Genomic DNA, 22354 nt, shown 5'->3' with positions numbered 1-22354 from the left:
CGGCGATGAGGTCGCTCCAGTTATAAACGACAGGGCGTACCCCCCCAGTGCTTTTTGCTGAGTACCCGAACCCTGTCTTGTCTGTACTCGTAAAAATAAACTTTTTGTCGGAGCCGGTTAAAACGGATTGGCTCGTCGCGCGGTAGCTCAATGTCCAGGCGTACGAGAGGTATCGTTACCCAGTAGGCAGCGGTAATTATGGTTAGAATTATTGCGAAGTCTAATCCAATTTTCTCTCCTTCGATTAATGTGGTATGAACTAAGGTTAAGATTGGTAGTAAACCCAGCAGCATGGCGATGCTTCCACCGATGAGGCCGATGCCCCTGATTTTTAGTGTTGATCTTGGGATCTCTATATAAATATTATTTATTTTGTTTGGAGTGGGTGGTAGTAAGGTTGCGTTGAGTTTCTGTGTGGGCTCCTCATTGGGAGGAGGTAGGTCATACTTCCAGCCTAGAATACGCTCAGGTAAGTCGTCATTGGAGGTAGTCATTTGTGGGTTTCCAGGATTTCCAGATTTGCATAGGCCTCTGGGGAATTACGATCTGGCCAGTAAGTGACGTTTAAAGTTGCAGCCTGTATGCTGTGCCTGCCAAGGCTTGGGGTGAGTTCTATGTGGCCGGTTATGAACTCGGTGGTAGTGGAATCACCGGAGTGCAACACTGCGGATTTTTTGCTGGTGTTTTGGATGAGGGTATCTGCTCTGTAGTCTTTCACTTTGCGAGAGGGGCGCGACGACGGCTTTTTTTGCGAGGTTGGCAATGGATGTAAAACTGCATGGGATCCTGTGGCGATGATCTCGCCGCTCGTGTAGTTGGACGGAACCCCATCGCCATGTCGGTGAACGGTCAGGGACCAGTGATAGCTGTAGCTTGAAGCATTGATATTGGGCAGCAATATCTTGAATGTTAGTTTTTGCTCGGTGGCTGCCTGAGCAATCCATCCTATTTTAGCCGTGAGCGTGGGGTCGGCTCTTTGGGATTCGAATTTTACGCCCGCCTCAACACCCAATGTGGCGGCGTTTAACGCTGCAAAAGCGATGTCAGCATGCTCAGGGAACTCCCAGTGGATGGCAGGGGTTTCATTGGCTTTGCCGAAATAACACCGTCTTGCCCAACGCTCTAATGGGGTTGATTCTTTGCCCTCTGCCCACTTTTTAGTGCTGTAAGCACCTATTGCAAGGGTGATTGCTATACCTAGTGGGCCAAATAGTGCTGGGCTGAAAACTGCATAAATAGCATAGATTGTTCCGGCTAATGATATAAATGCCGTCGCACTATAAGCATTCCGAGCGGTTGTATCCCCATTCGCCCATGTTCGCCTTGAGGCAAACACTGCCTGTGCCGTATCGTAAATTCCGGCCACGGCTCCCATGACGGCACCTACCCTGACCGTTGCCCGCCCCATTTCTATGACAGTGGCCATCCGGGCCGTCCCCGCAGGTGTCATGGGTATCCTGGTGTTGATCTGCGTGGCGCCGGTCCTGATGATTAAACCCAGTGCCTCGATCCCTCCGCCAAGAATCGCCAGCTTGGACCCATGCAACGCCATCACCGCTTCCCTGGATTTCTCGCCGATCTCGATTTCCGCTTTTTCCAGATTCTTCGCCAGGCTATCGTGGGTCAGGTACAAGCCGCCCAGGGCCAGCAGGAGCTCCCAGCTGCCGGCCACGCCGCGCAAGCCGGTGAAGCTGGTGTGCACCAGCTGCGCCGCCTGCTTCGCGGTGATGCGCATACCGTGGAGCAGTTGGCGGGCGTTGGCGTCGAGGGTTCCTGCGGCGACCGAGAGGTTGACCAGGCTGATCTGCGCGGCGTCGCTGAGCTGGTTGACGCGCAGACCGGCTTCCTGGGCCAGGCGCTCCTGCAGCACGTCGGCGGTGCCCTCGACCCAGACGCTGACGGTGACGACGCTGTGCGCCAGCTTCGGGTCGAGCACTGCCAGGCTCAGCAGCCCGTGCTGGATGACCGGCCGCACCCAGCGCCTGGACGCGCTCACCTCGGCATCGAATTCGCGCAGGCCCAGGAGCATGCGCTCGCGGGCCTTGGCGGTCTGCGCGCTGGCCTTGTGCTGCAGTTCGCGCAGGTGGGCGCTCTGCAGGGCGTAGTACTCGCTGAGCTTCATCTGCACCTGTAGCTCGATCAGTTGCACGCCGTTGTACAGCCACTGGCTGGCGCTGTTCAGGCGCATCACGGCGCGCTGCACGCCGGGCGGCAGCAGGGGCTTCAGGCGCAGGCTGGCGCCATTGATCGCGCCTTGCGTCTCGGCGATGGCCTGGCGCAGGGTGTCACGCAGGTTCAAGCCGGCATCGTCACTGGCGATGACCTTGCTCAGCGCCCCATAGAGCTTCTCGCTGTCGCCCCAGTCGGTGGGGTCGGTGGTGGAGAAACTGGGCAGCAGCGCGGCGAGCACGGCCCGGTCGCGCAGGAGCACGGCGCGGTAGGGCGGGCTGTTGGGATCCTGCAGCCAGCGCTGCCACAGCGCCGCGCTGCTGCCCGGGTCAGGGGCGCGGGCTTCGCCGTCCGCGTCGGGGGCCTCGGTGACGCCGCCGGCCAGGCACAGGGCCATGGTCTTGCTGTAGGCGATGCCGGACTCGCGGTCGTCGCCGTCGTAGTCGTGTTCCTCGATGGCGTGGAACAGGCTGCTGTCGCAGAGCTGGGTGTAGGCCTGGGTATTCAGGTCGATGTAGCGCTGGTACTCGGCTTCCTGGCGCTCGTACTCGGCTTGAAAACCCGCGCGCAGGGGCTCGTGGTAGCGCTCCTCGAGCCGGGCGACGCCGTCCCGGGCGCGCCGTTCGACCTCGCGCTGGCGCTCCACCTGCGGGTCGACGAACACCGGCGGGCCATCGCCGCTGTGGGGCTCGAAGGACGGGGTCCGCTGCTCGGCCCAGGGCCATTGCATGGCGCGCAGGGTCAGCAGGATCTGCGAGGTCTGCAGCTGATAGGCGCGCAGCGGGTCCTCGCGCCATTGCTGGCGTCGGGCGATCCAGTTGAGGCGCTGGTGGTTGTACTCCTGGACCAGGCCGACGGTGTCGTCGAGCACCAGGGCGAGCACGCCGTGTTCGAGCTGGTGGCGGGCAATGGCGTTGATCAGGTAGCCGCGGGTGGCGGTCTGGCGCAGGAGGCGGCTGTGAAAGCCATGGACACTGTCGAAGGCGCCGGGCAGTTGCTGGTTGTACTCGAAGACCTGGCGGTCCACCTGCAGCTCGCTGAGGGTCATGGCCATGCCCACCTGGGCGGGGGCGCTGCGGGCGAGGGCGAGGTCCAGCACTTGGAAGCGCTCGGGCGGGGTCTTGGCGTTGCGGTAGGCATTGAGCACGCTGGGCGGCCAGGCGTCGCTGCTGAAGGCGATCCAGGCAGTGGAGAAGGCCTCGGTGTCGACGGTGAGGAAGGAAGAGGGGATGTCGTGGTTTTCGCCCAGGCACTGGCGGGCGAGCAGGCGCGGCGGCGCGGGTGGCGGCTCGAGGGGGTTGAAGCGGCGCAGGTGGGCCTCGTCGGTGACTTCGTAGGCGTACCAGATGCGCTGGTCGAGCAGGACATACAGGTAGCCGGTGCGCAGGGTGCGCAGCCCCATGCGGGTGGCGACCTGGTCACCGCCGGCCAAGGGGTAGCGGTAGGCCGGGCGCAGGTCCGGGACCAGGGCGCGACGCAGGGGCAGGATGGGCAGGCCCTTGCGTTCGCAGGCCTGGCACTGGTCGTGGGGCAGGACGGATTCGGCGATGACGTGGGCGATTCGCTTGCTGAGGGTCATGGGCGTACCCCCTTTGAGTATCGTTGGGGCAGCATGAGTCGCTGGCGCGGATAGCAGGAAGGCGCAATCTCGCAGTTGGTTGTAGCGATGAAGGGGTTTGACCTGTAGCGCAGGTCGGAATGGTTAAGCATGGCGGTCCCTGTCCATTGTTGTCGGGCGCCTCAATGTGGAGAAGCGCGCTCGATGCGTGGCACAAGGCTAGGACCATAGGGGGCGTGCGGGAGGAAGTCTTGCCAACGGCTTCCTACATTGCTGTAGGAAAGTTCTCTTTGAAGGGCTGTTATGACTTCAAACCACCGGCTAGAGCGGTCGGGGCAGGAATTTTCGGGGGGCTGCGCCCCGGGTTCAGGTCAGCAGTCCCAAAGCCACGAGGGCGGCAACACCAAGCCCGACGGCAATCGAGCAGCCACCCAGCGACAGCGCCGCACGCCCTTGCCGGTACCAGCCGTCATGGCCGAGCTGTCGCGCCGGGGCGAGCAGGCTGCGCCAGCGCAGTTCGGTTTCGTGGAAGGCACGCAGGTGGTCGGGGTCGGCATCCAGCCAGCGGCGGAAGTCGATGCGTTCGCTGGCGGTCACCTGCGGGCTCTGCAGGCGCACGTACCATTGGCCGGCGATGCTGGCCAGCGCGTCGCCGGGGGCGCGGGCGGTCTGCAGGGCCTGGTTCATGTGGCGCTCGATGCTGATCAGCGGCAGGTCCAGGCGTTCGGCGATGGCGGCGAAGCCCTGTTGGTCGAGGCGGTTGAGCAGGAAGACTTGCTGGACCCGGCGCGGCAGGCGCTTGAGCGCGTGCAGCAGCGCGTCTTCGCCATGCTGTTCGGCGGTGTGCGGGTCATGCTCGAGGGGCAGCAGCAGGCGGGTCATGGACAGCTCCTTGCTCATGAAGGAAAGGGGTGGGGGCGTCTTCCTTGACGCGAAACCAGCTTAGGCTAAACGAGATTGATTCTCAAGTGCTGATTCCGCAAAGATTTGTAATGAGCGTTCACGTCCTGACACAGTTTTGCTATCATCGCCGCCATCAACGATCTTCATTAGCCTGAAGAGCCAAAAAAAATGACCCGGCAAAAAGCCGGGTCAAAAACCGTGATTAGCCTGATGAGGAGATAATCTGAGCGTCCGACCTGAGGACGTTGCAGGTTATCCAGCGGGTCTCGCGACCTGCTGAGTGCAATAATAATCGTTATCATTTGCCAGTCAAATGATTTTTCCGCGATTTGCAAAAAATTATCTAACTGACGCACGCCTCGTCCCCGGCAATCGGGGCTTTTGCCGTTCGTCGGCCATCACGTTCTCCCTTCAGATCGATGCCTTTTCCGTGGCGTGGCACTGCTCCAGCAGGGCCCGGGCCATGTTGACCATGTGCATCAGCGCAAACACCACTTCCCGCGTCGTGCCCTGCAGATGATTGCCGGTTTCCTGTGCCGTGGCCGACGCGCAGCGCAGCAGGGCCATGGCATGGTCGCAGGCCTGGGCGTTGCTGACGCCATCGCGCAGGGTCCATAGAGAACGCTCCAGGTCGCGGGGCGTGGGGGTGGGGTTGAGGTAGAAATCGAGGGCGCGGCGGGCTGCTTCTTCGTCGAGATCTGTTTCTTCTTTTGTCGAGTTGCTCATGACTGCTCCTGTGAAATCCCTTCGAGGACAATGAGCGTTGATGTTAGGTCAATTTGTATTATTTTTGAGTTCTGAGATAATTCAGGATGTGTATTGATGCCGTTCATCCAGTCCGTATCGTTCACAGCCATGGAAAACTGGATCGAATTTCTCTCGCGCTACCAGCGCGAGCACAACCTCAAGCAGCATCAACTGGCCGAACGCCTGGGCATGACCCAAGGCGGTGTCGGCCATTGGCTGCGTGGCACGCGCAGACCCACCCTGGTGACAGTCAACGAGAAGCTGGAAAAGCTCGGGCTGGTGTGCCTCGAAGCGCGGGTGATGGTGGTCGAGCGTGACACCACGGTTCGCGAGACCAGAGGTGTCTATGCCGTAGAGCGGCCGCAATCGGTCAATGCCTTGCGCCATGCCAGTTTTCGCTTTCCAGTGCTGGGCTGGGCCGATCTGGACGGGCCTTTGCCGCAATCCAGTGAAATTCACGAGTTGACCGATTACATGCCTGCGGGCAACGCGTTCTGGTTGCCGGTCGAGAACGATTCGATGAATGCCGCCAGTGGCAGGAGCGTGCCGCAGGGGATGCGGGTGCTGGTGGATGCCGGGGTCGAGGTGACGCCGGGCAGGCTGGTGGTGGCTCGGCAGCCCGGTAAGCCGGCGGTGTTGCGTGAGTTGATCGAGGAGGGTGGGCAGCGGATGCTCAGGCCGCTCAATACCTTGTATCCGACGGTGTTGTGCGAGGAGGGGTGCGAGTTCCTTGGTGTTGTGGTGCGGATGCACGGGGTGCTCTAGATCGCCGGGGCTGCTGTGCAGCCCTTTCGCGGCACAAGGCCGCTCCTACAGGAAACCGAGCTTCCCTGTAGGAGCGGCCTTGTGCCGCGAAAGGGGCGCAAAGCGCCCCTATCTCAACCTTGAAAGCTCGTTATGCCTCCAGCTCGACCAGCACTGTCCCTTCGCTAACCATATCCCCCTCCTGGCAGAACAGTGCCTTCACCGTCCCGGAGTGGGGCGCCCGAATGCTGTGCTCCATCTTCATCGCCTCCAGCACCACCAGCGCGGTACCGGCCTCGACCACCTGCTCCGGCTCCACCAGCACTCGCACGATGCTGCCATTCATGGGCGCGCCCAGCCCGCCCTGATGGCTGTGGCTGGCTTCCGCCGCTGCAATCGGGTCATGGACGCTGATGGCGTGCAACTCGCCGGCCCACTGCAGGTATAACGTGCCACCTCGACGCACCGCCAGATGCCGACGGCGCAGGCCGTCCTGGTCATGACACAGCTGCTCCCCCTCCAGCCGATAGGTCGAAGGCGCGATGCGCTCCAATGCCACCGCCTGTTCATGCCCTTCGCACTGCAAGTGCAGGCTGCTGCGCGCCGGCAAGCCCAGGCGCAGGCCGTCGCGGGCCGCCCACGGTGAAGCGCGGTCGTCCTGGCGCTGCAGTGCAGGCTCGCCTTGCAGCCACGCCTCGGCAGCAGCCTCCCAGAACTGCGCCGGCAGCGCCTGCGGCGCCGGCAGCAACACGTCCTGGTGACGCGGAATGAATCCGGTGTCCAGCTCCGCCTCGGCAAACGCCGGGTGCGCAAGGATGCGGCGCAGGAAGGCGATATTGGTCTTCACCCCGCCAATGGCGAACTCATCGAGCATCGCCAGCAAGCGCAGGCGCGCCTGCTCGCGGTCCTGCCCCCAGGCAATCAGCTTGCCCAGCATCGGGTCATAGAACGGCGACACCACGTCGCCTTCGCTGACGCCGCTGTCCACCCGACGGCCTTCGCCCGGCGCCGACTCGCGGTACAGCGCCAGGGTGCCGGTGGCCGGCAGGAACTCGTTGGCCGGATCCTCCGCATACAGCCGCACCTCGATGGCATGGCCGATCAGCGGCACCTGCTCCTGGGTGATCGGCAGCGACTCGCCGCAGGCCACGCGGATCTGCCAGGCCACCAGGTCGAGCCCGGTGATGGCCTCGGTGACCGGGTGCTCCACCTGCAGGCGGGTGTTCATTTCCATGAAGAAGAACTCGCCACGGGCATCGAGCAGGAACTCGACGGTGCCGGCGCCCACGTAGCCGATGGCCTGGGCGGCGCGCACCGCGGCCTCGCCCATGGCCTTGCGCAGCTCGGGAGAGAGGCCCGGTGCCGGGGCTTCCTCGACCACCTTCTGGTGGCGACGCTGGATCGAGCAGTCACGCTCGTTGAGGTACAGGCAGTTGCCGTGCTGGTCGGCGAACACCTGGATCTCCACATGACGCGGCTTGAGCACGTACTTCTCGACCAGCATCCGCGCATCGCCGAACGACGACTGCGCCTCGCGCTGCGCCGAGGCCAGGGCGTCGGCCAGCTGGCTCTCGTCCTCGACCACCTTCATGCCCTTGCCGCCACCCCCGGCGCTGGCCTTGAGCAGCACCGGGTAGCCGATGCGCTCGGCGGCGGCGCGGAAGGTCTCCAGGTCCTGAGCCTCGCCGTGGTAGCCCGGCACCAGCGGCACGCCGGCGGACTCCATCAGAGCCTTGGCCGCCGACTTGCTGCCCATGGCATCGATGGCGCTGGCCGGTGGGCCGAGGAAGATCAGCCCGGCCTGTTCGATGGCGCGGGCAAAACCGGCGTTCTCCGACAGGAAACCATAGCCCGGGTGGATCGCCTGGGCGCCGCTGGCCTTGGCGGCGGCGAGCAGCTTGTCGATCACCAGGTAGCTTTCGGCGGCCTTGGTGCCACCGAGATCGACACGGATATCGGCCTCGCGGCTGTGGCGCGCGTCGCGGTCGGTGGCGCTGTGCACGGCCACGGTGGTCAGGCCCATGGCCTTGGCGGTGCGCATCACCCGGCAGGCGATCTCGCCGCGGTTGGCGACCAGCAGGGTGGTCAGCGTGGGTCGGCTCATGGGCGCGGCTCCTTGTTGTCTTGCCAGGCGGGGCGGCGTTTTTCCAGGAAGGCGCGCAGGCCCTCCTGGCCTTCGGCGCTGACGCGGATGCGGGCAATGGTGTTCTCGCAGTAGCGGCGCAGGGCCGGGCTCAGCTCGCCGGCGTCCACCTCGCGCAGCAGGTCCTTGGTGGCGCGCAGCGCCTGCGGGCTGTTGTGCAGCAGGTTGTCGACCCAGGCTTCGACCTGGGCGTCCAGCTCGCTGGCCGGGTACACCTCGGCCAGCAGGCCCAGCTCACGGGCGCGCACGCCGCTGAAACGCTCGGCGGTGAGGGCGTAGCGGCGGGCAGCGCGCTCGCCGATGGCCTTGACCACGAACGGGCTGATCACCGCCGGGGCCAGGCCGATGCGCACTTCCGACAGGCACAGCTGCGCGTCCTCGGCGCCGATGGCCATGTCGCAGCAGCTGATCAGCCCCAGCGCGCCGCCGAAAGCGGCGCCTTGCACCACGGCCAGGGTCGGCACCTTGAGCCGGTGCAGGGCGTACATCAGTTCGCCCAGTTCGTGGGCGTCGTCGAGGTTGGTGTTGAAGTCCAGCTGCGCCGACTGCTGCATCCAGGCAAGGTCCGCGCCGGCGCTGAAGTGCCGGCCACGGCCGCGCAGCACCACGAAGCGCAGGCTGGCGTCCTCGGCCAGGCGGTCGAGGGCGACGATCAGTTCGCGGATCATCTGCGCGTTGAAGGCGTTGTTCTTGTCTTCCCGGCTCAGCCACAGGGTGGCGAAGCCGCGAGGGTCCTTGACCAGTTCAAGGGTGGCGAATTCGCTCATGGGTCACATCCGGAAAATGCCGAAGCGGCTCTGTTCGATCGGGGCGTTCAGCGCGGCGGACAACGCCAGGCCGAGCACATCGCGGGTCTGCGCCGGGTCGATGACGCCGTCGTCCCACAGCCGGGCGCTGGAGTAGTAGGGGTGGCCCTGGCGCTCGTACTGGTCGAGGATCGGCTGCTTGAGCTTCTTCTCGTCTTCGCTGCTGAACACTTCGCCACTGCGCTCGCTCTGCTCGCGCTTGACCTGGGCCAGCACGCCGGCCGCCTGTTCGGCGCCCATCACGCCGATGCGGGCGTTGGGCCACATCCACAGGAAGCGCGGGTCGTAGGCGCGGCCGCACATGCCGTAGTTGCCGGCGCCAAAGCTGCCGCCGATGATCACCGTGAACTTCGGCACCTGGGCGCAGGCCACTGCGGTCACCAGCTTGGCGCCGTGCTTGGCGATGCCACCTTCCTCGTACTTCTTGCCGACCATGAAGCCGGTGATGTTCTGCAGGAACAGCAGCGGGATGCCGCGCTGGCAGGCCAGCTCGATGAAGTGCGCGCCTTTTTGCGCAGCTTCGGCGAAGAGGATGCCGTTGTTGGCCAGGATCGCCACCGGGTAGCCGTGCAGGTGGGCGAAGCCGCACACCAGGGTGGTGCCGAACAGCGCCTTGAACTCATCGAACACCGAGCCGTCGACCAGGCGGGCGATCACCTCGCGCACATCGAACGGCTGCTTGGCGTCGGCCGGGACCACGCCGTACAGCTCTTCGGCGTCGTACAGAGGCGCGATCGGCGCCTGGCACTGCAGCTTGCCCTGCTTGTGCCAGTTGAGGTTGGCGACGCTGCGCCGGGCGATGGCCAGGGCGTGCTCGTCGTTGTCGGCGTAATGGTCGGCCACGCCGCTGGTGCGGCAGTGCACGTCCGCGCCGCCGAGGTCCTCGGCGCTGACCACTTCACCGGTCGCGGCTTTCACCAGCGGTGGGCCGGCGAGGAAGATGGTCGCCTGCTGGCGCACCATGATCGCTTCGTCAGCCATGGCCGGCACATAGGCGCCGCCTGCGGTGCACGAGCCCATCACCACGGCGATCTGCGGGATGCCCAGGGCGCTCATGTTGGCCTGGTTGAAGAAGATCCGCCCGAAGTGCTCGCGGTCGGGGAATACCTCGTCCTGGCGCGGCAGGTTGGCGCCGCCGGAGTCCACCAGGTAGATGCACGGCAGGCGGTTCTGCAGGGCGATGGTCTGGGCGCGCAGGTGCTTCTTCACCGTCAGCGGGTAGTAGGAGCCGCCTTTGACCGTGGCGTCGTTGGCCACGATCATGCACTCCACGCCTTCGACACGGCCGATGCCGGCGATCACGCCGGCGGCCGGCACGTCTTCGCCGTAGACTTCATGGGCGGCCAGCTGGCCGATCTCGAGAAACGCCGAGCCCGGGTCGAGCAGGCGGTCGATACGCTCGCGGGGCAGCAGCTTGCCGCGCGAGGTGTGCCGCTCCTGGGCTTTCGGCCCGCCGCCCTGGCTGACCTGGGCGAGCAGGCCGCGCAGGGCCTGGACCTGTTCGAGCATGGCCGCGCTGTTGCAGGCGAATTCCGCCGAGCGCGGGTTGATCTGGGTATGCAAGGTAGCCATGTGCGCCCGTTCCTTGTGCTCAGCGGGTTTCGTTGAACAGTTCGCGGCCGATCAGCATCCGGCGGATCTCGCTGGTGCCGGCGCCGATTTCGTACAGCTTGGCGTCGCGCAGCAGGCGGCCGGCCGGGAACTCGTTGATGTAGCCGTTGCCGCCGAGGATCTGGATCGCCTCCAGGGCCATCTGCGTGGCGCGCTCGGCGGTGTACAGGATCACCCCGGCGGCGTCCTTGCGGGTGGTTTCGCTGCGGTCGCAAGCCTGGGCCACGGCGTACAGGTAGGCGCGGCTGGCGTTGAGCTGGGTGTACATGTCGGCGATCTTGCCCTGGATCAGTTGGAACTCGCCGATGCTCTGGCCGAATTGCTTGCGGTCGTGGATGTACGGGACGACCAGGTCCATGCAGCTCTGCATGATGCCGGTGGGGCCGCCGGCGAGCACCACGCGCTCGTAGTCCAGGCCGCTCATCAGCACGCGCACGCCGCCGTTGAGCTGGCCGAGGATGTTCTCCTCCGGCACTTCGACGTCGTCGAAGAACAGTTCACAGGTGTTGGAACCGCGCATGCCGAGCTTGTCGAACTTGTTGCTGCGGGTGAAGCCTTTCCAGTCGCGCTCGACGATGAACGCGGTGATGCCGTGGGGGCCCTTGTCCAGGTCGGTCTTGGCGTAGATCACGTAGGTGTTGGCGTCGGGGCCGTTGGTGATCCAGGTCTTGCTGCCGTTGAGCACGTAGCGGTCGCCGCGTTTTTCGGCGCGCAGCTTCATCGACACCACGTCGGAGCCGGCGTTGGGCTCGCTCATGGCCAGGGCGCCGATGTGCTCGCCGCTGATCAGCTTGGGCAGGTACTTGAGCTTCTGCTCGTGGGTGCCGTTGCGGTTGATCTGGTTGACGCACAGGTTGGAGTGGGCGCCGTACGACAGGGCCACCGAGGCCGAGGCGCGGCTGATCTCTTCCATCGACACCACGTGGGCCAGGTAGCCCAGGCCGGCGCCGCCGTATTCTTCCGGCACGGTGATGCCCAAGAGGCCCATGTCGCCGAACTTGCGCCACATGTCGGCGGGGAACAGGTTGTCGTGGTCGATCTGCGCGGCGCGCGGCGCCAGCTCGGCGGCGACGAAGGTGCGCACCTGGTCGCGGAGCATGTCGATGGTCTCGCCCAGGGCGAAGTTCAGGCTGGGGTAATGCATGTGCGGGCACCTTCTTGTTCTTGAAATGGGAGCGGTTGCTGCGGCGTTGTGGGAGCGGGCTTGCCCCGCGATGCCCGTCAGAACGGCCAGCGGTATTGCCTGGTCCGGCCTCATCGCGGGGCAAGCCCGCTCCCACAACGCCGTCATGTCTGCGGTTGACGTTAACGTAAACCTGCCTTCCAGGACTGTCAATCGGAACATCACCTTTACGTAAACGTAAATCTGCGCCAGAGTAATTGCCGCCTGCTTCAGTCATGCCCAGAACAACCACAAGAAGGGACAACCATGCCTCAACCAAGCTACACGCGCGGCCGTCAAGACAAATCATTGCTCACCCTGACCATCGGCCAGGCCTTCGATGCCACCGTCGCCCGCCACGGCGAGCGCGAGGCGCTGGTGGTGCGCCACCAGGGAGTGCGCTACAGCTGGCGCGAGCTGGCCGCCGAGGTCGACGTGCATGCCCGGGCCTTGATGGCGCTGGGCGTGGAGGTCGGCGAGCGGGTCGGCATCTGGGCGCCCAACTGCGCCCAGTGGTGCATCCTGCAACTGGCCACGGCCAAGGTCGGCGGGATCCTGGTCAATATCAACCCGGCCTATCGGGTGGGTGAGCTTGAATACGTGCTGCGCCAGTCCGGCTGCCGCTGGCTGGTGTGCGCCGATGCCTTCAAGACCTCCGACTACCACGCGATGGTGCAGGAATTGGTACCTGAGCTGGCGGTCCATGCCTTGGGCGAGCTGGCCAGTGAGCGCCTGCCCGAGCTGCGCGGGGTGATCAGCCTGGCCGTCGAGCCGCCCACGGGCTTCCTGCCCTGGACCGCGCTGGCCGGGCGGGCAGGGCAGGTGCAGCTCACCGCCTACGAGGCCCGGCAACAGGGCCTGCAGTTCGACCAGCCGGTGAACATCCAGTACACCTCCGGCACCACCGGCGCCCCCAAGGGCGCGACCCTGAGCCACTACAACCTGCTCAACAACGGCTACATGGTCGGCGAGAGCCTGGGCCTGACCGAGCACGACCGCATGGTGATCCCGGTGCCGCTGTACCACTGTTTCGGCATGGTCATGGGCAACCTCGGTTGCATCACCCATGGCAGCACCCTGATCTACCCCAACGACGCCTTCGACGCCGAACTCACCCTGCGCGCCGTGGCCGAGGAGCGGGCCAGCATCCTCTATGGCGTGCCGACCATGTTCATCGCCATGCTCGACCACCCCAGCCGCGCCGCGCTGGACCTGTCCAGCCTGCGCAGCGGCATCATGGCCGGCGCCACCTGCCCGATCGAGGTGATGCGCAAGGTCATCGAGCAGATGCACATGGCCGAGGTGCAGATCGCCTATGGCATGACCGAGACCAGCCCGGTGTCGCTGCAGACCGGACCCGACGACGGCCTGGAGCTTCGCGTGACCACCGTGGGCCGCACCCAGCCGCAGCTGGAGACCAAGCTGGTGGACGCCGACGGGCGCATCGTTGCCCGGGGCGAGATCGGCGAATTGTGCACCCGGGGCTACAGCGTGATGCTCGGTTACTGGGACAACCTGCAGGCCACCCATGACGCCATCGATCCAGCCGGCTGGATGCACACCGGCGACCTGGCGGTGATGGACGACGAGGGTTACGTGCGCATCGTCGGGCGCAACAAGGACATGATCATTCGCGGTGGCGAGAACATCTATCCGCGCGAGCTTGAGGAGTTCTTCCACACCCACCCGGCGGTGGCCGAGGCGCAGGTGGTGGGGATTCCGTGCAGCAAGTATGGCGAGGAGGTGGTGGCGTGGATTCGCCTGCACCCCGGGCACAGTGCCAGTGCCGAGGAACTGCAGCTGTGGTGCAAGGCGCGGTTGGCACACTTCAAGACACCGCGGCATTTCCGCTTCGTCGATGAGTTTCCGATGACGGTGACGGGGAAGGTGCAGAAGTTCCGGATGCGCGAGATCAGCGTGGAGGAGCTGGGGGGCTAGGTATCGCCTTGAAGACCAGGTCAACCAGTTCGGCAAAGGTGGTGTAGGTCTGGACTTGATCGGGGATGAAGATGCCGAATGTCTCCTCCACGATGGCTTGCAGCTCCACCACGTCGAAACTGTCGGCGCCCAGTTCGTCCATGGCGATGTTCGGCCGGATCCGGTGCAAGCTCTGTTCAAGGAAGCAGGCGAGGATCCATTGCAGATGGAAGGCGATGTAGAGGCGCGAGCGCATGCCGGAGGTGACCGTCAGAGGGCGGTGCTTCTCTTTACGTGGCTTTATGAGCGGGCGCCACTGGCAGAAATGCCAGGTGCATCGGGCGCAGCTTTGTGCTGTCAGGACCGGCCTCATCGCGGGGCAAGCCCGCTCCCACGCAGGCGACACGGCACTTGTGGGAGCGGGCTTGCCGGTTCAGGCGGTCAACATTCCACAACCTTGTCTATCCTCTACCTTTCACCGGCGGCTCCTCGCTCGGCGGGTCGCCCACGGTCGGCGGCACGGTCGGCTTGATCGGCAGCTCGTCCGGATCCTCCTCGGGCACCGGCGGCGGCAAGGTCGGGTCGTCGATGTTCGGGTCGGGTGTCTCCGGTGGAATGGGAATGTTCATGGGCCTGGCCTCGCGGGATGAATGAAGAGGTGTCGCAGGCTTTGACCCAGGCCTGCGCCCGACGCTCATTTTTTTTGAACCCCCGCGCGCCAACACGGCTCTGAACCCTTACCGCCACCAGCCCAGGGGAGCAGGTCGATGTCTGGTAAAGAGCCGTTCGAAAGCGTGCCCATGGCCAACGATCACCCGGACCAGGCCATCAGCCTGTCCCAGGCGCTGCTGGCGCCGCGCATCGTGATCGAGGACGCAAGCCCGGTACTCGACGGTGGCACCTTCGCCGCCAAGGCGGTGCGCGGGCACAAGGTCGAGGTGACGGCCAAGGTCTACAGCGATGGCCACGACCGCCTGGCGGTGAGCCTGAACTGGCGCCAGGCCCACAGTCGGCGCTGGCACTGCGTGGCGATGCACTCGCCGGGTAACGACCTGTGGCTGGCAGACTTCACCCCCACCGAGCTGGGCTTGCACCTGTTCAGCATCGAGGCCTGGATCGACCCTTTCGCCACCTACTGCCACGACCTGGAGAAGAAGTACGCCGCCGGTGTGGATGTGAAGCTCGAACTGGAGGAGGGCCGGCTGCTGCTGGGCCAGGGCATCGAGCGCAGCGACGGGTTGCTGCGCGAGCAGCTTGAGACCTTGCAACAGCGCCTGCCGGATTTGCCGGTGGATGACCAGGTGATGTTGCTGTTGCACCCCGACGCGGCCCAGCTGATGGCCGAGGCCGAGCACCGCAGCTACCTCACCCGCAGCCGCGAGTTTCCCCTGGATGTGGACCGCGAGGCGGCGCTGTTCGCCAGCTGGTACGAACTGTTCCCGCGCTCGATCACCGACGATGCCGAACGCCACGGTACCTTCGACGATGTGCACCAGCGCCTGCCGATGATCCGCGACATGGGCTTCGACGTACTGTACTTCCCGCCGATCCACCCCATCGGCATGAAGCACCGCAAGGGCCGCAACAACGCCTTGCAGGCCGAGCCCGGCGACCCCGGCAGTCCCTACGCCATCGGCAGCCCGGAGGGCGGGCACGATGCCATCCACCCACAGCTGGGCAGTCGCGAGGACTTCCGCCGGCTGGTCGCCGCCGCCGCCGAGCATGGCCTGGAGATCGCCCTGGATTTCGCCATCCAGTGCTCCCAGGACCACCCCTGGCTCACGGAGCACCCCGGCTGGTTCAGTTGGCGCCCCGACGGCAGCATCCGTTACGCCGAGAACCCGCCGAAGAAGTACCAGGACATCGTCAACGTCGACTTCTACGCCCCCGAATCGGTGCCGAGCCTGTGGCTGGCCTTGCGCGACGTGGTGGTCGGCTGGGTGGAGGAGGGCGTGAAGACCTTTCGCGTCGACAACCCGCACACCAAGCCGCTGCCGTTCTGGCAATGGCTGATCGCCAATGTGCGCAGTCAGCACCCCGAGGTGATCTTCCTCGCCGAGGCCTTCACCCGCCCGGCGATGATGGCGCGCCTGGGCAAGGTCGGTTATGCGCAGAGCTACACCTATTTCACCTGGCGCAACAGCAAGCAGGAACTGCGCGAGTACTTCGAGCAGCTCAACCAGCCGCCGTGGAGCCAATGCTACCGGCCCAACTTCTTCGTCAACACGCCGGACATCAACCCATTCTTCCTGCAGACCTCGGGCCGTCCCGGCTTTCTCATCCGCGCCGCGCTGGCGACCATGGGCTCGGGCTTGTGGGGCATGTACTCGGGCTTCGAGCTGTGCGAGGGCACGCCGCTGCCGGGCAAGGAGGAGTATCTGGATTCGGAGAAGTACGAGATCCGCCCGCGCGACTTCACCCAGCCCGGCAACATCGTCGCCGAGATCGCCCAGCTCAACCGCATCCGCCGGCAGAACCGCGCCCTGCAGACTCACCTGGGGGTGGTGTTCCTCAACTGCTGGAACGATCAGATCCTGTATTTCGCCAAGCGCACGCCAGAGCGTGACAACGTGATCCTGGTGGCCATCAGTCTCGACCCGTACAACGCCCAGGAGGCCAGCTTCGAGCTGCCGCTGTGGGAGCTGGGGCTGGACGACAACGCCGACACCCAGGGCGAGGACCTGATGAATGGCCACCGCTGGACCTGGCATGGCAAGACCCAGTGGATGCGCATCGAACCGTGGCACCAGCCGTTTGGTATCTGGCGCATCGAAAGGGCCCAGTGATGGCCTTGCGCGATCCCTGTGGGAGCGGGTTCACCCGCGAACACCGGCAAAGCCGGTGCCATGCACCGCGGTGTCTGTTTCGCGGGTGAACCCGCTCCCACAGGGATCGTGCAAGGCCGAGCAAGCAAATCTGCAATTGAAAGGAGTCGCACATGGCCAAGCGTTCCCGCCCGGCAGCCTTCATCGACGATCCGCTGTGGTACAAGGACGCGGTGATCTACCAGTTGCACGTGAAATCGTTCTTCGATTCGAACAACGACGGCATCGGCGATTTCGCAGGGCTCATCGGCAAGCTCGACTACATCGCCGAACTTGGCGTCAACACCCTCTGGCTGCTGCCGTTCTACCCTTCGCCCCGGCGCGACGACGGCTACGACATCGCCGAGTACAAGGCCGTGCACCCGGACTACGGCAGCATGGCCGATGCCAAGCGCTTCATCGCCGAGGCGCACAAGCGCGGCCTGCGGGTGATCACCGAGCTTGTCATCAACCACACCTCCGACCAGCATCCCTGGTTCCAGCGCGCCCGCCACGCCAGGCGCGGCAGCAAGGCCCGGGACTTCTACGTGTGGTCCGACGACGACCAGAAATACGATGGCACGCGGATCATCTTCCTCGATACCGAGAAGTCCAACTGGACCTGGGACCCGGTCGCCGGCCAGTACTTCTGGCACCGCTTCTACTCGCACCAGCCGGACCTGAACTTCGACAACCCGCAAGTGCTCAAGGCGGTGATCGGCGTGATGCGCTACTGGCTCGACATCGGCGTCGACGGCCTGCGCCTGGATGCCATCCCGTACCTGATCGAGCGCGACGGCACCAACAACGAGAACCTTCCCGAAACCCACACCGTGCTCAAGGCGATCCGCGCCGAGATCGACGCCAACTACCCCGACCGCATGCTGCTGGCCGAGGCCAACCAGTGGCCGGAAGACACCCGCCCGTACTTCGGCGAAGGCGACGGCGACGAGTGCCACATGGCCTTCCACTTCCCGCTGATGCCGCGCATGTACATGGCCCTGGCCATGGAGGACCGCTTCCCGATCACCGATATCCTGCGCCAGACCCCGGAGATCCCGGCCAACTGCCAGTGGGCGATCTTCCTGCGCAACCACGATGAACTGACCCTGGAGATGGTCACCGACCGCGAGCGCGACTACCTGTGGAACTACTACGCCGAGGACCGCCGCGCGCGCATCAACCTTGGCATTCGCCGACGCCTGGCGCCGCTGCTGCAGCGCGACCGGCGGCGCATCGAACTGCTCACCAGCCTGCTGCTGTCGATGCCCGGCACCCCGACCCTGTACTACGGCGACGAGCTGGGCATGGGCGACAACATCTACCTGGGCGACCGCGACGGCGTGCGCACGCCCATGCAGTGGTCGCCGGACCGCAACGGCGGTTTCTCCCGGGCCGATCCGCAGCGCCTGGTGCTGCCGCCGATCATGGACCCGCTGTACGGCTACCAGACCATCAACGTCGAGGCCCAGGCCCACGACCCGCATTCGCTGCTCAACTGGAACCGCCGGCTGCTGGCGGTGCGCAAGCAGCAGAAGGCCTTTGGCCGTGGCAGCCTGAAGATGCTCACGCCGAGCAATCGCCGGGTGCTGGCGTATATCCGCGAATACACCGATGCCGACGGCAACGGCGAAATCGTGCTGTGCGTGGCCAACGTCTCGCGGGCGGCCCAGGCGGCGGAGCTGGACCTGGCGCAGTACGCCGACAAGGTGCCGGTGGAGATGCTCGGCGGCAGCGCCTTCCCACCCATCGGCCAACTGCCGTTCCTGCTGACCCTGCCACCCTATGGCTTCTACTGGTTCCTGCTGGCCAGCCACGACCGCATGCCCAGCTGGCATGTCCAGCCCGCCGAGGGGCTGCCCGAGTTGACCACCCTGGTGCTGCGCAAGCGCATGGAGGAGTTGCTCGAAACGCCGGCCCGCGAGGCATTGCAAGGCGCGATCCTGCCGCAGTACCTGCCCAAGCGCCGCTGGTTTGCCGGCAAGGAAGGACCGATCGACCAGGTGCGCCTGAGCTATGGCGTGCGCTTCGCCACCACGGCGCTGCCGGTGCTGCTCGCCGAGCTGGAGGTGCACAGCGAGGGCGTCGTCACTCACTACCAGTTGCCCTTTGGCCTGCTGCCCGAAGAGCAGATCAACGCGGCGCTGCCTCAGCAACTGGCGCTGTCGCGGGTGCGTCGTGGCCGCCAGGTGGGGTTGATCACCGACGCCTTCGTGCTTGAACCGTTCATTCGCGCCGTGCTCAAGGGCTGCCAGGAGGGCCTGCGCCTGCCCTGTGGTGATGGCCTGGGCGAGCTGCATTTCCATCGCACCGAGGCCTTGGCCGCGCTGCAGCTCGATGAGCAGAGCGAGGTGCGCTACCTGGGCGCCGAGCAGTCCAACAGCTCGGTGGTGGTCGGCGGCAGCCTGGTGCTCAAGCTGATTCGCCGGGTGAACCCAGGGGTGCATCCGGAGCTCGAGATGAGCGCGTACCTGACCGCCGCGGGCTTTGCCAATATCTCGCCCCTGCTGGCCTGGGTCAGTCGTGTCGATGACAGTGGCCAGCCCCATCTGCTGATGATCGCCCAGGGCTACCTGAGCAACCAGGGCGATGCCTGGGACTGGACGCAGAACACCCTGGAGCGGGCGATCCGCGACCAGATGGAGCCCGGCAGCGCCGAGCCGGAGGCGCATACCGATGCCCTGGCCGAGCTGACAGGTTTTGCCGCCTTGCTCGGCCAACGCCTGGGCGAGATGCACCTGCTGCTGGCCGCGCCGAGTGATGATGTGGCGTTCCAGTCTCGTCCGAGCGATGCCCGGGACAGCGAGCGCTGGAGCCGGCAGATCAGCGCCGAGCTGACCCGTGCTCTCGACCTGCTGGCCCAGCACCGCGACACCCTGGACCGCGACAGCCAGGCGCTGGTCGACGACCTGCAGCAACAGCGTGAAGGCTTGCAGCAGCACGTCGACAACCTCGCCCGGCAGGCCCGGGGCGGCCTGCTGATGCGCGTGCACGGCGACCTGCACCTGGGCCAGGTGCTGGTGGTGCAGGGCGACGCCTACCTGATCGATTTCGAGGGCGAGCCGGCGCGCCCGCTCGACGAGCGGCGGGCGAAACACAGCCCGTACAAGGATGTCAGCGGCGTACTGCGCTCCTTCGACTATGCTGCTGCGATGATCCTGCGCAGCGCCTCGGCGGTCGACCTGTCCGACGCGGCGCGCCAGGCCCGGCAGCGGGTCGCCCGGCAGTACCTGCACCAGTCGCGTCACGCCTTCGTCGAAGCCTACGGGCTGGCCACCGCCGCCATGCCCCACGCCTGGCAGCAGGCCGAGGGCGAGCGCGCGGCGCTGGAGCTGTTCTGCCTGGAGAAGGCCGCCTACGAAATCACCTATGAAGCCGAAAACCGGCCAAGCTGGCTGGCCGTGCCTTTGCATGGCCTGCATGGACTGATCAGTACCTGGGGAGAGTCATAAATGAACGCAACCACGCGTGACAACGGCGGCCTTCGGCAACGGGACCTCGATGCCCTGGCCCGCGCCGAGCACGCCGATCCATTTGCCGTGCTCGGCCCCCATGGCGACGGCGCGGGCGGCCTGTTCGTCCGCGCTTTCCTGCCCAATGCCCTGAACGCACGACTGCTGGCGCGCGACGATGGGCAGGTACTTGCCGAAATGGTGCAGGGCAGCGTACCGGGGCTGTTCACCGCGCACCTCGATGAAGCACGGGCCTACCTGCTGCAGATCGGCTGGGCCGGCGGCGAGCAGGTCACCGAGGACCCTTACAGCTTCGGCCCGCAATTGGGCGACATGGACCTCTACCTGTTCGCTGAAGGCAATCACCGCGACCTGTCTGGGCGTTTCGGCGCCCAGCCGACCGTTGCCGACGGTGTCGCGGGCGTCTGCTTCTCGGTGTGGGCGCCCAACGCCCGGCGGGTCTCGGTGGTCGGCGATTTCAACAACTGGGACGGTCGCCGCCACCCCATGCGTCTGCGCCACAGCGCCGGGGTGTGGGAGCTGTTCGTGCCCAGGCTCGGCGTGGGCGAGACCTACAAGTTCGAAGTGCTGGGCGCGGACGGCGTGCTGCCGCTCAAGGCCGACCCCCTGGCCCGCGCCACGGAGCTTCCGCCGAGCACTGCCTCGAAGGTGGCCGGGGCCCTGGCCCACGACTGGCGCGACGGCCAGTGGATGGAGCAGCGGTCCCAGCGCCACGCCTACAGCGCGCCACTGTCGATCTACGAACTGCACGCCGGCTCCTGGCGTTGCGAGCTGGACGATGTCGGCGAAGTCGCGCGCTTCTACAACTGGCGCGAGCTGGCCGAGCGCCTGGTGCCCTACGTGCAGGAGCTGGGCTTCACCCATATCGAGCTGATGCCGATCATGGAGCACCCCTTCGGCGGCTCCTGGGGCTACCAGCCGCTGTCGCTGTTCGCGCCGACCTCGCGCTATGGCAGCGCCGAGGACTTCGCCTTCTTCGTCGATGCCTGCCATCAGGGCGGCATCGGCGTGATCCTCGACTGGGTGCCGGCGCATTTTCCTACCGACGAGCATGGCCTGGCGCGTTTCGACGGCACCGCCCTGTACGAATACGACAACCCGCTGGAAGGCTTCCACCAGGACTGGAACACGCTGATCTACAACCTCGGCCGCAACGAGGTGCGCGGCTTCATGCTGGCCTCGGCGCTGCACTGGCTCAAGCACTTCCATATCGACGGCCTGCGCGTGGACGCGGTGGCCTCGATGCTCTACCGCGACTATTCGCGCAAGGCCGGCGAATGGGTGCCCAACCGCCACGGCGGGCGCGAGAACCTCGAGGCCATCGATTTCATCCGCCACCTCAATGGCGTCGCGGCCCATGAAGCGCCGGGCGCGCTGATCATCGCCGAGGAGTCCACCGCCTGGCCCGGCGTCAGCCAGCCGGTGCAGCAGGGCGGCCTGGGCTTTGCCTACAAGTGGAACATGGGCTGGATGCACGACACCCTGCATTACATCCAGAACGACCCGGTGCACCGCACCTATCACCACAACGAAATGAGCTTCGGGCTGATCTACGCCTATTCCGAGCATTTCATCCTGCCGATCTCCCACGACGAGGTGGTCCACGGCAAGCATTCGCTGATCGACAAGATGCCCGGCGATCGCTGGCAGAAGTTCGCCAACCTGCGGGCGTACCTGGCGTTCATGTGGACCCATCCGGGCAAGAAGCTGCTGTTCATGGGCTGCGAGTTCGGCCAGTGGCGCGAGTGGAACCACGACCAGCAACTGGACTGGTACCTGCTGCAGTACTCCGAGCACCAGGGCGTGCAGAAGCTGGTGGCCGACCTCAACCGCCTGTACCGCGAACTGCCGGCGCTGCACGAGCAGGACTGCCGGGCCCAGGGCTTTCAGTGGCTGATCGGCGACGACGCGCAAAACAGCGTGTATGCCTGGCTGCGCTGGAGCAGCCAGGGCGAGCCCTTGCTGGTGGTGGCCAACTTCACCCCGGTGCCGCGGGAGGGTTACCGCATTGGCGTGCCGTTTGGCGAGCACTGGCAAGAATTGCTCAATAGCGATGCCGAGTTGTATGCCGGGTCGAACGTGGGGAATCTGGGGGCGGTGGCCAGTGAGGTGATCGCCAGCCATGGCCAGCCGTTGTCGCTGGCGCTGAACCTGCCGCCGTTGGGGGTGTTGGTGATGAAGCCGGCCTGATGGTTTCCTCTCTCCCTGTAGGAGCGGCCTTGTGCCGCGAAAGGGCCGCAAAGCGGCCCCAGGGTTTCAGCGTTTACGCGTCGATCGCCGGGGCCGCTTTGCGGCCCTTTCGCGGCACAAGGCCGCT

At 65.3% G+C, this 22354-nt stretch carries 15 protein-coding genes; 5 read left to right on the top strand and 10 right to left on the bottom strand.

What is annotated here, in order from left to right:
• Positions 1-20 precede the first annotated feature (20 nt).
• From VUG52_RS17795 to VUG52_RS17780, 4 genes are all read right to left on the bottom strand, one after another.
• Positions 21-293, bottom strand: coding sequence for a DUF6708 domain-containing protein (locus VUG52_RS17795; protein ID WP_310889556.1), 273 nt, complete (start codon positions 291-293; stop codon positions 21-23).
• A gap of 197 nt (positions 294-490) precedes the next feature.
• The gene (locus VUG52_RS17790) at positions 491-3748 is read right to left on the bottom strand and encodes a T6SS effector BTH_I2691 family protein (RefSeq protein ID WP_331831832.1); all 3258 of its coding nucleotides are present in this window, start codon (positions 3746-3748) and stop codon (positions 491-493) included.
• 345 nt (positions 3749-4093) lie between these two features.
• Positions 4094-4609, bottom strand: coding sequence for a DUF4880 domain-containing protein (locus VUG52_RS17785; protein ID WP_050706482.1), 516 nt, complete (start codon positions 4607-4609; stop codon positions 4094-4096).
• A 432-nt stretch (positions 4610-5041) separates the two neighbouring features.
• Complete coding sequence (locus VUG52_RS17780; RefSeq protein WP_050706480.1) at positions 5042-5356, bottom strand: DUF6124 family protein; 315 nt, start codon at positions 5354-5356, stop codon at positions 5042-5044.
• A gap of 129 nt (positions 5357-5485) precedes the next feature.
• On the opposite strand from VUG52_RS17780, the gene VUG52_RS17775 reads away from it, so the two are divergent.
• A complete protein-coding gene (locus tag VUG52_RS17775; protein ID WP_050706481.1) occupies positions 5486-6142 on the top strand; it encodes a LexA family protein in 657 nt (218 codons plus the stop codon).
• 130 nt (positions 6143-6272) lie between these two features.
• On the opposite strand, the gene VUG52_RS17770 is transcribed toward VUG52_RS17775, so the two are convergent.
• Genes VUG52_RS17770 through VUG52_RS17755 form a run of 4 tightly spaced genes read right to left on the bottom strand, consistent with a single transcriptional unit; the run spans position 6273 to position 11825 of the window.
• A complete protein-coding gene (locus VUG52_RS17770; RefSeq protein ID WP_050706479.1) occupies positions 6273-8225 on the bottom strand; it encodes an acetyl/propionyl/methylcrotonyl-CoA carboxylase subunit alpha in 1953 nt (650 codons plus the stop codon).
• Entirely contained in the window at positions 8222-9031 is an 810-nt protein-coding gene (locus VUG52_RS17765; protein WP_220689920.1) for a gamma-carboxygeranoyl-CoA hydratase, read from the bottom strand. Before VUG52_RS17765 ends, VUG52_RS17770 begins: the two co-directional genes overlap by 4 nt.
• A gap of 3 nt (positions 9032-9034) precedes the next feature.
• Positions 9035-10642, bottom strand: coding sequence for a carboxyl transferase domain-containing protein (locus VUG52_RS17760; RefSeq protein WP_050706478.1), 1608 nt, complete (start codon positions 10640-10642; stop codon positions 9035-9037).
• Positions 10643-10661: 19 nt separating this feature from the next.
• The gene (locus tag VUG52_RS17755; protein ID WP_050706477.1) at positions 10662-11825 is read right to left on the bottom strand and encodes an isovaleryl-CoA dehydrogenase; all 1164 of its coding nucleotides are present in this window, start codon (positions 11823-11825) and stop codon (positions 10662-10664) included.
• Positions 11826-12110: 285 nt separating this feature from the next.
• Here VUG52_RS17755 and VUG52_RS17750 point away from each other — a divergent pair, with 285 nt between their 5' ends.
• Positions 12111-13781 carry an AMP-binding protein gene (locus VUG52_RS17750; protein ID WP_050706476.1) on the top strand — a complete coding sequence of 557 codons (1671 nt, stop codon included), beginning with the start codon at positions 12111-12113 and terminating at the stop codon, positions 13779-13781.
• On the opposite strand, the gene VUG52_RS17745 is transcribed toward VUG52_RS17750, so the two are convergent.
• Together VUG52_RS17745 and VUG52_RS17740 are read right to left on the bottom strand one after the other, a co-directional pair.
• A complete protein-coding gene (locus tag VUG52_RS17745; protein ID WP_050706475.1) occupies positions 13756-14016 on the bottom strand; it encodes an acyl carrier protein in 261 nt (86 codons plus the stop codon). The genes VUG52_RS17750 and VUG52_RS17745 overlap by 26 nt on opposite strands.
• 205 nt (positions 14017-14221) lie before the next feature.
• Entirely contained in the window at positions 14222-14389 is a 168-nt protein-coding gene (locus VUG52_RS17740) for a hypothetical protein (RefSeq protein ID WP_177330851.1), read from the bottom strand.
• 138 nt (positions 14390-14527) lie between these two features.
• Between VUG52_RS17740 and VUG52_RS17735 the strand changes: the two genes are divergently transcribed.
• The 3 genes from VUG52_RS17735 (at position 14528) to glgB (ending at position 22227) form a co-directional block, all read left to right on the top strand.
• Positions 14528-16546, top strand: a complete 2019-nt coding sequence (locus VUG52_RS17735; RefSeq protein WP_050706474.1) for an alpha-1,4-glucan--maltose-1-phosphate maltosyltransferase — start codon at positions 14528-14530, stop codon at positions 16544-16546.
• Between the two features lie 152 nt (positions 16547-16698).
• Positions 16699-20016, top strand: a complete 3318-nt coding sequence (gene treS / locus VUG52_RS17730) for a maltose alpha-D-glucosyltransferase (RefSeq protein WP_050706473.1) — start codon at positions 16699-16701, stop codon at positions 20014-20016.
• Positions 20017-22227: a 1,4-alpha-glucan branching protein GlgB gene (gene glgB, locus VUG52_RS17725; RefSeq protein ID WP_050706472.1), complete on the top strand. Its 2211-nt coding sequence runs from the start codon at positions 20017-20019 to the stop codon at positions 22225-22227.
• Positions 22228-22354: the final 127 nt, after the last annotated feature.

This window comes from Pseudomonas sp. LH21, from assembly GCF_036549575.1.
Taxonomy (GTDB): domain Bacteria; phylum Pseudomonadota; class Gammaproteobacteria; order Pseudomonadales; family Pseudomonadaceae; genus Aquipseudomonas; species Aquipseudomonas peradeniyensis.
Note: the sequence above shows the minus strand (reverse complement) of the source record. Positions and strands in the feature narration are given on the sequence as shown.

Coding starts and splice junctions, on each gene's coding strand:
- VUG52_RS17735 (WP_050706474.1), top strand. CDS start 14,528: ATGTCTGGTAAAGAGCCGTTCGAAAGCGTGCCCATGGCCAACGATCAC.
- VUG52_RS17760 (WP_050706478.1), bottom strand. CDS start 10,642: ATGGCTACCTTGCATACCCAGATCAACCCGCGCTCGGCGGAATTCGCC.
- VUG52_RS17795 (WP_310889556.1), bottom strand. CDS start 293: ATGCTGCTGGGTTTACTACCAATCTTAACCTTAGTTCATACCACATTA.
- VUG52_RS17770 (WP_050706479.1), bottom strand. CDS start 8,225: ATGAGCCGACCCACGCTGACCACCCTGCTGGTCGCCAACCGCGGCGAG.
- treS (WP_050706473.1), top strand. CDS start 16,699: ATGGCCAAGCGTTCCCGCCCGGCAGCCTTCATCGACGATCCGCTGTGG.
- VUG52_RS17750 (WP_050706476.1), top strand. CDS start 12,111: ATGCCTCAACCAAGCTACACGCGCGGCCGTCAAGACAAATCATTGCTC.
- VUG52_RS17775 (WP_050706481.1), top strand. CDS start 5,486: ATGGAAAACTGGATCGAATTTCTCTCGCGCTACCAGCGCGAGCACAAC.
- glgB (WP_050706472.1), top strand. CDS start 20,017: ATGAACGCAACCACGCGTGACAACGGCGGCCTTCGGCAACGGGACCTC.
- VUG52_RS17755 (WP_050706477.1), bottom strand. CDS start 11,825: ATGCATTACCCCAGCCTGAACTTCGCCCTGGGCGAGACCATCGACATG.
- VUG52_RS17740 (WP_177330851.1), bottom strand. CDS start 14,389: ATGAACATTCCCATTCCACCGGAGACACCCGACCCGAACATCGACGAC.
- VUG52_RS17765 (WP_220689920.1), bottom strand. CDS start 9,031: ATGAGCGAATTCGCCACCCTTGAACTGGTCAAGGACCCTCGCGGCTTC.
- VUG52_RS17745 (WP_050706475.1), bottom strand. CDS start 14,016: ATGCGCTCGCGCCTCTACATCGCCTTCCATCTGCAATGGATCCTCGCC.
- VUG52_RS17780 (WP_050706480.1), bottom strand. CDS start 5,356: ATGAGCAACTCGACAAAAGAAGAAACAGATCTCGACGAAGAAGCAGCC.
- VUG52_RS17785 (WP_050706482.1), bottom strand. CDS start 4,609: ATGACCCGCCTGCTGCTGCCCCTCGAGCATGACCCGCACACCGCCGAA.
- VUG52_RS17790 (WP_331831832.1), bottom strand. CDS start 3,748: ATGACCCTCAGCAAGCGAATCGCCCACGTCATCGCCGAATCCGTCCTG.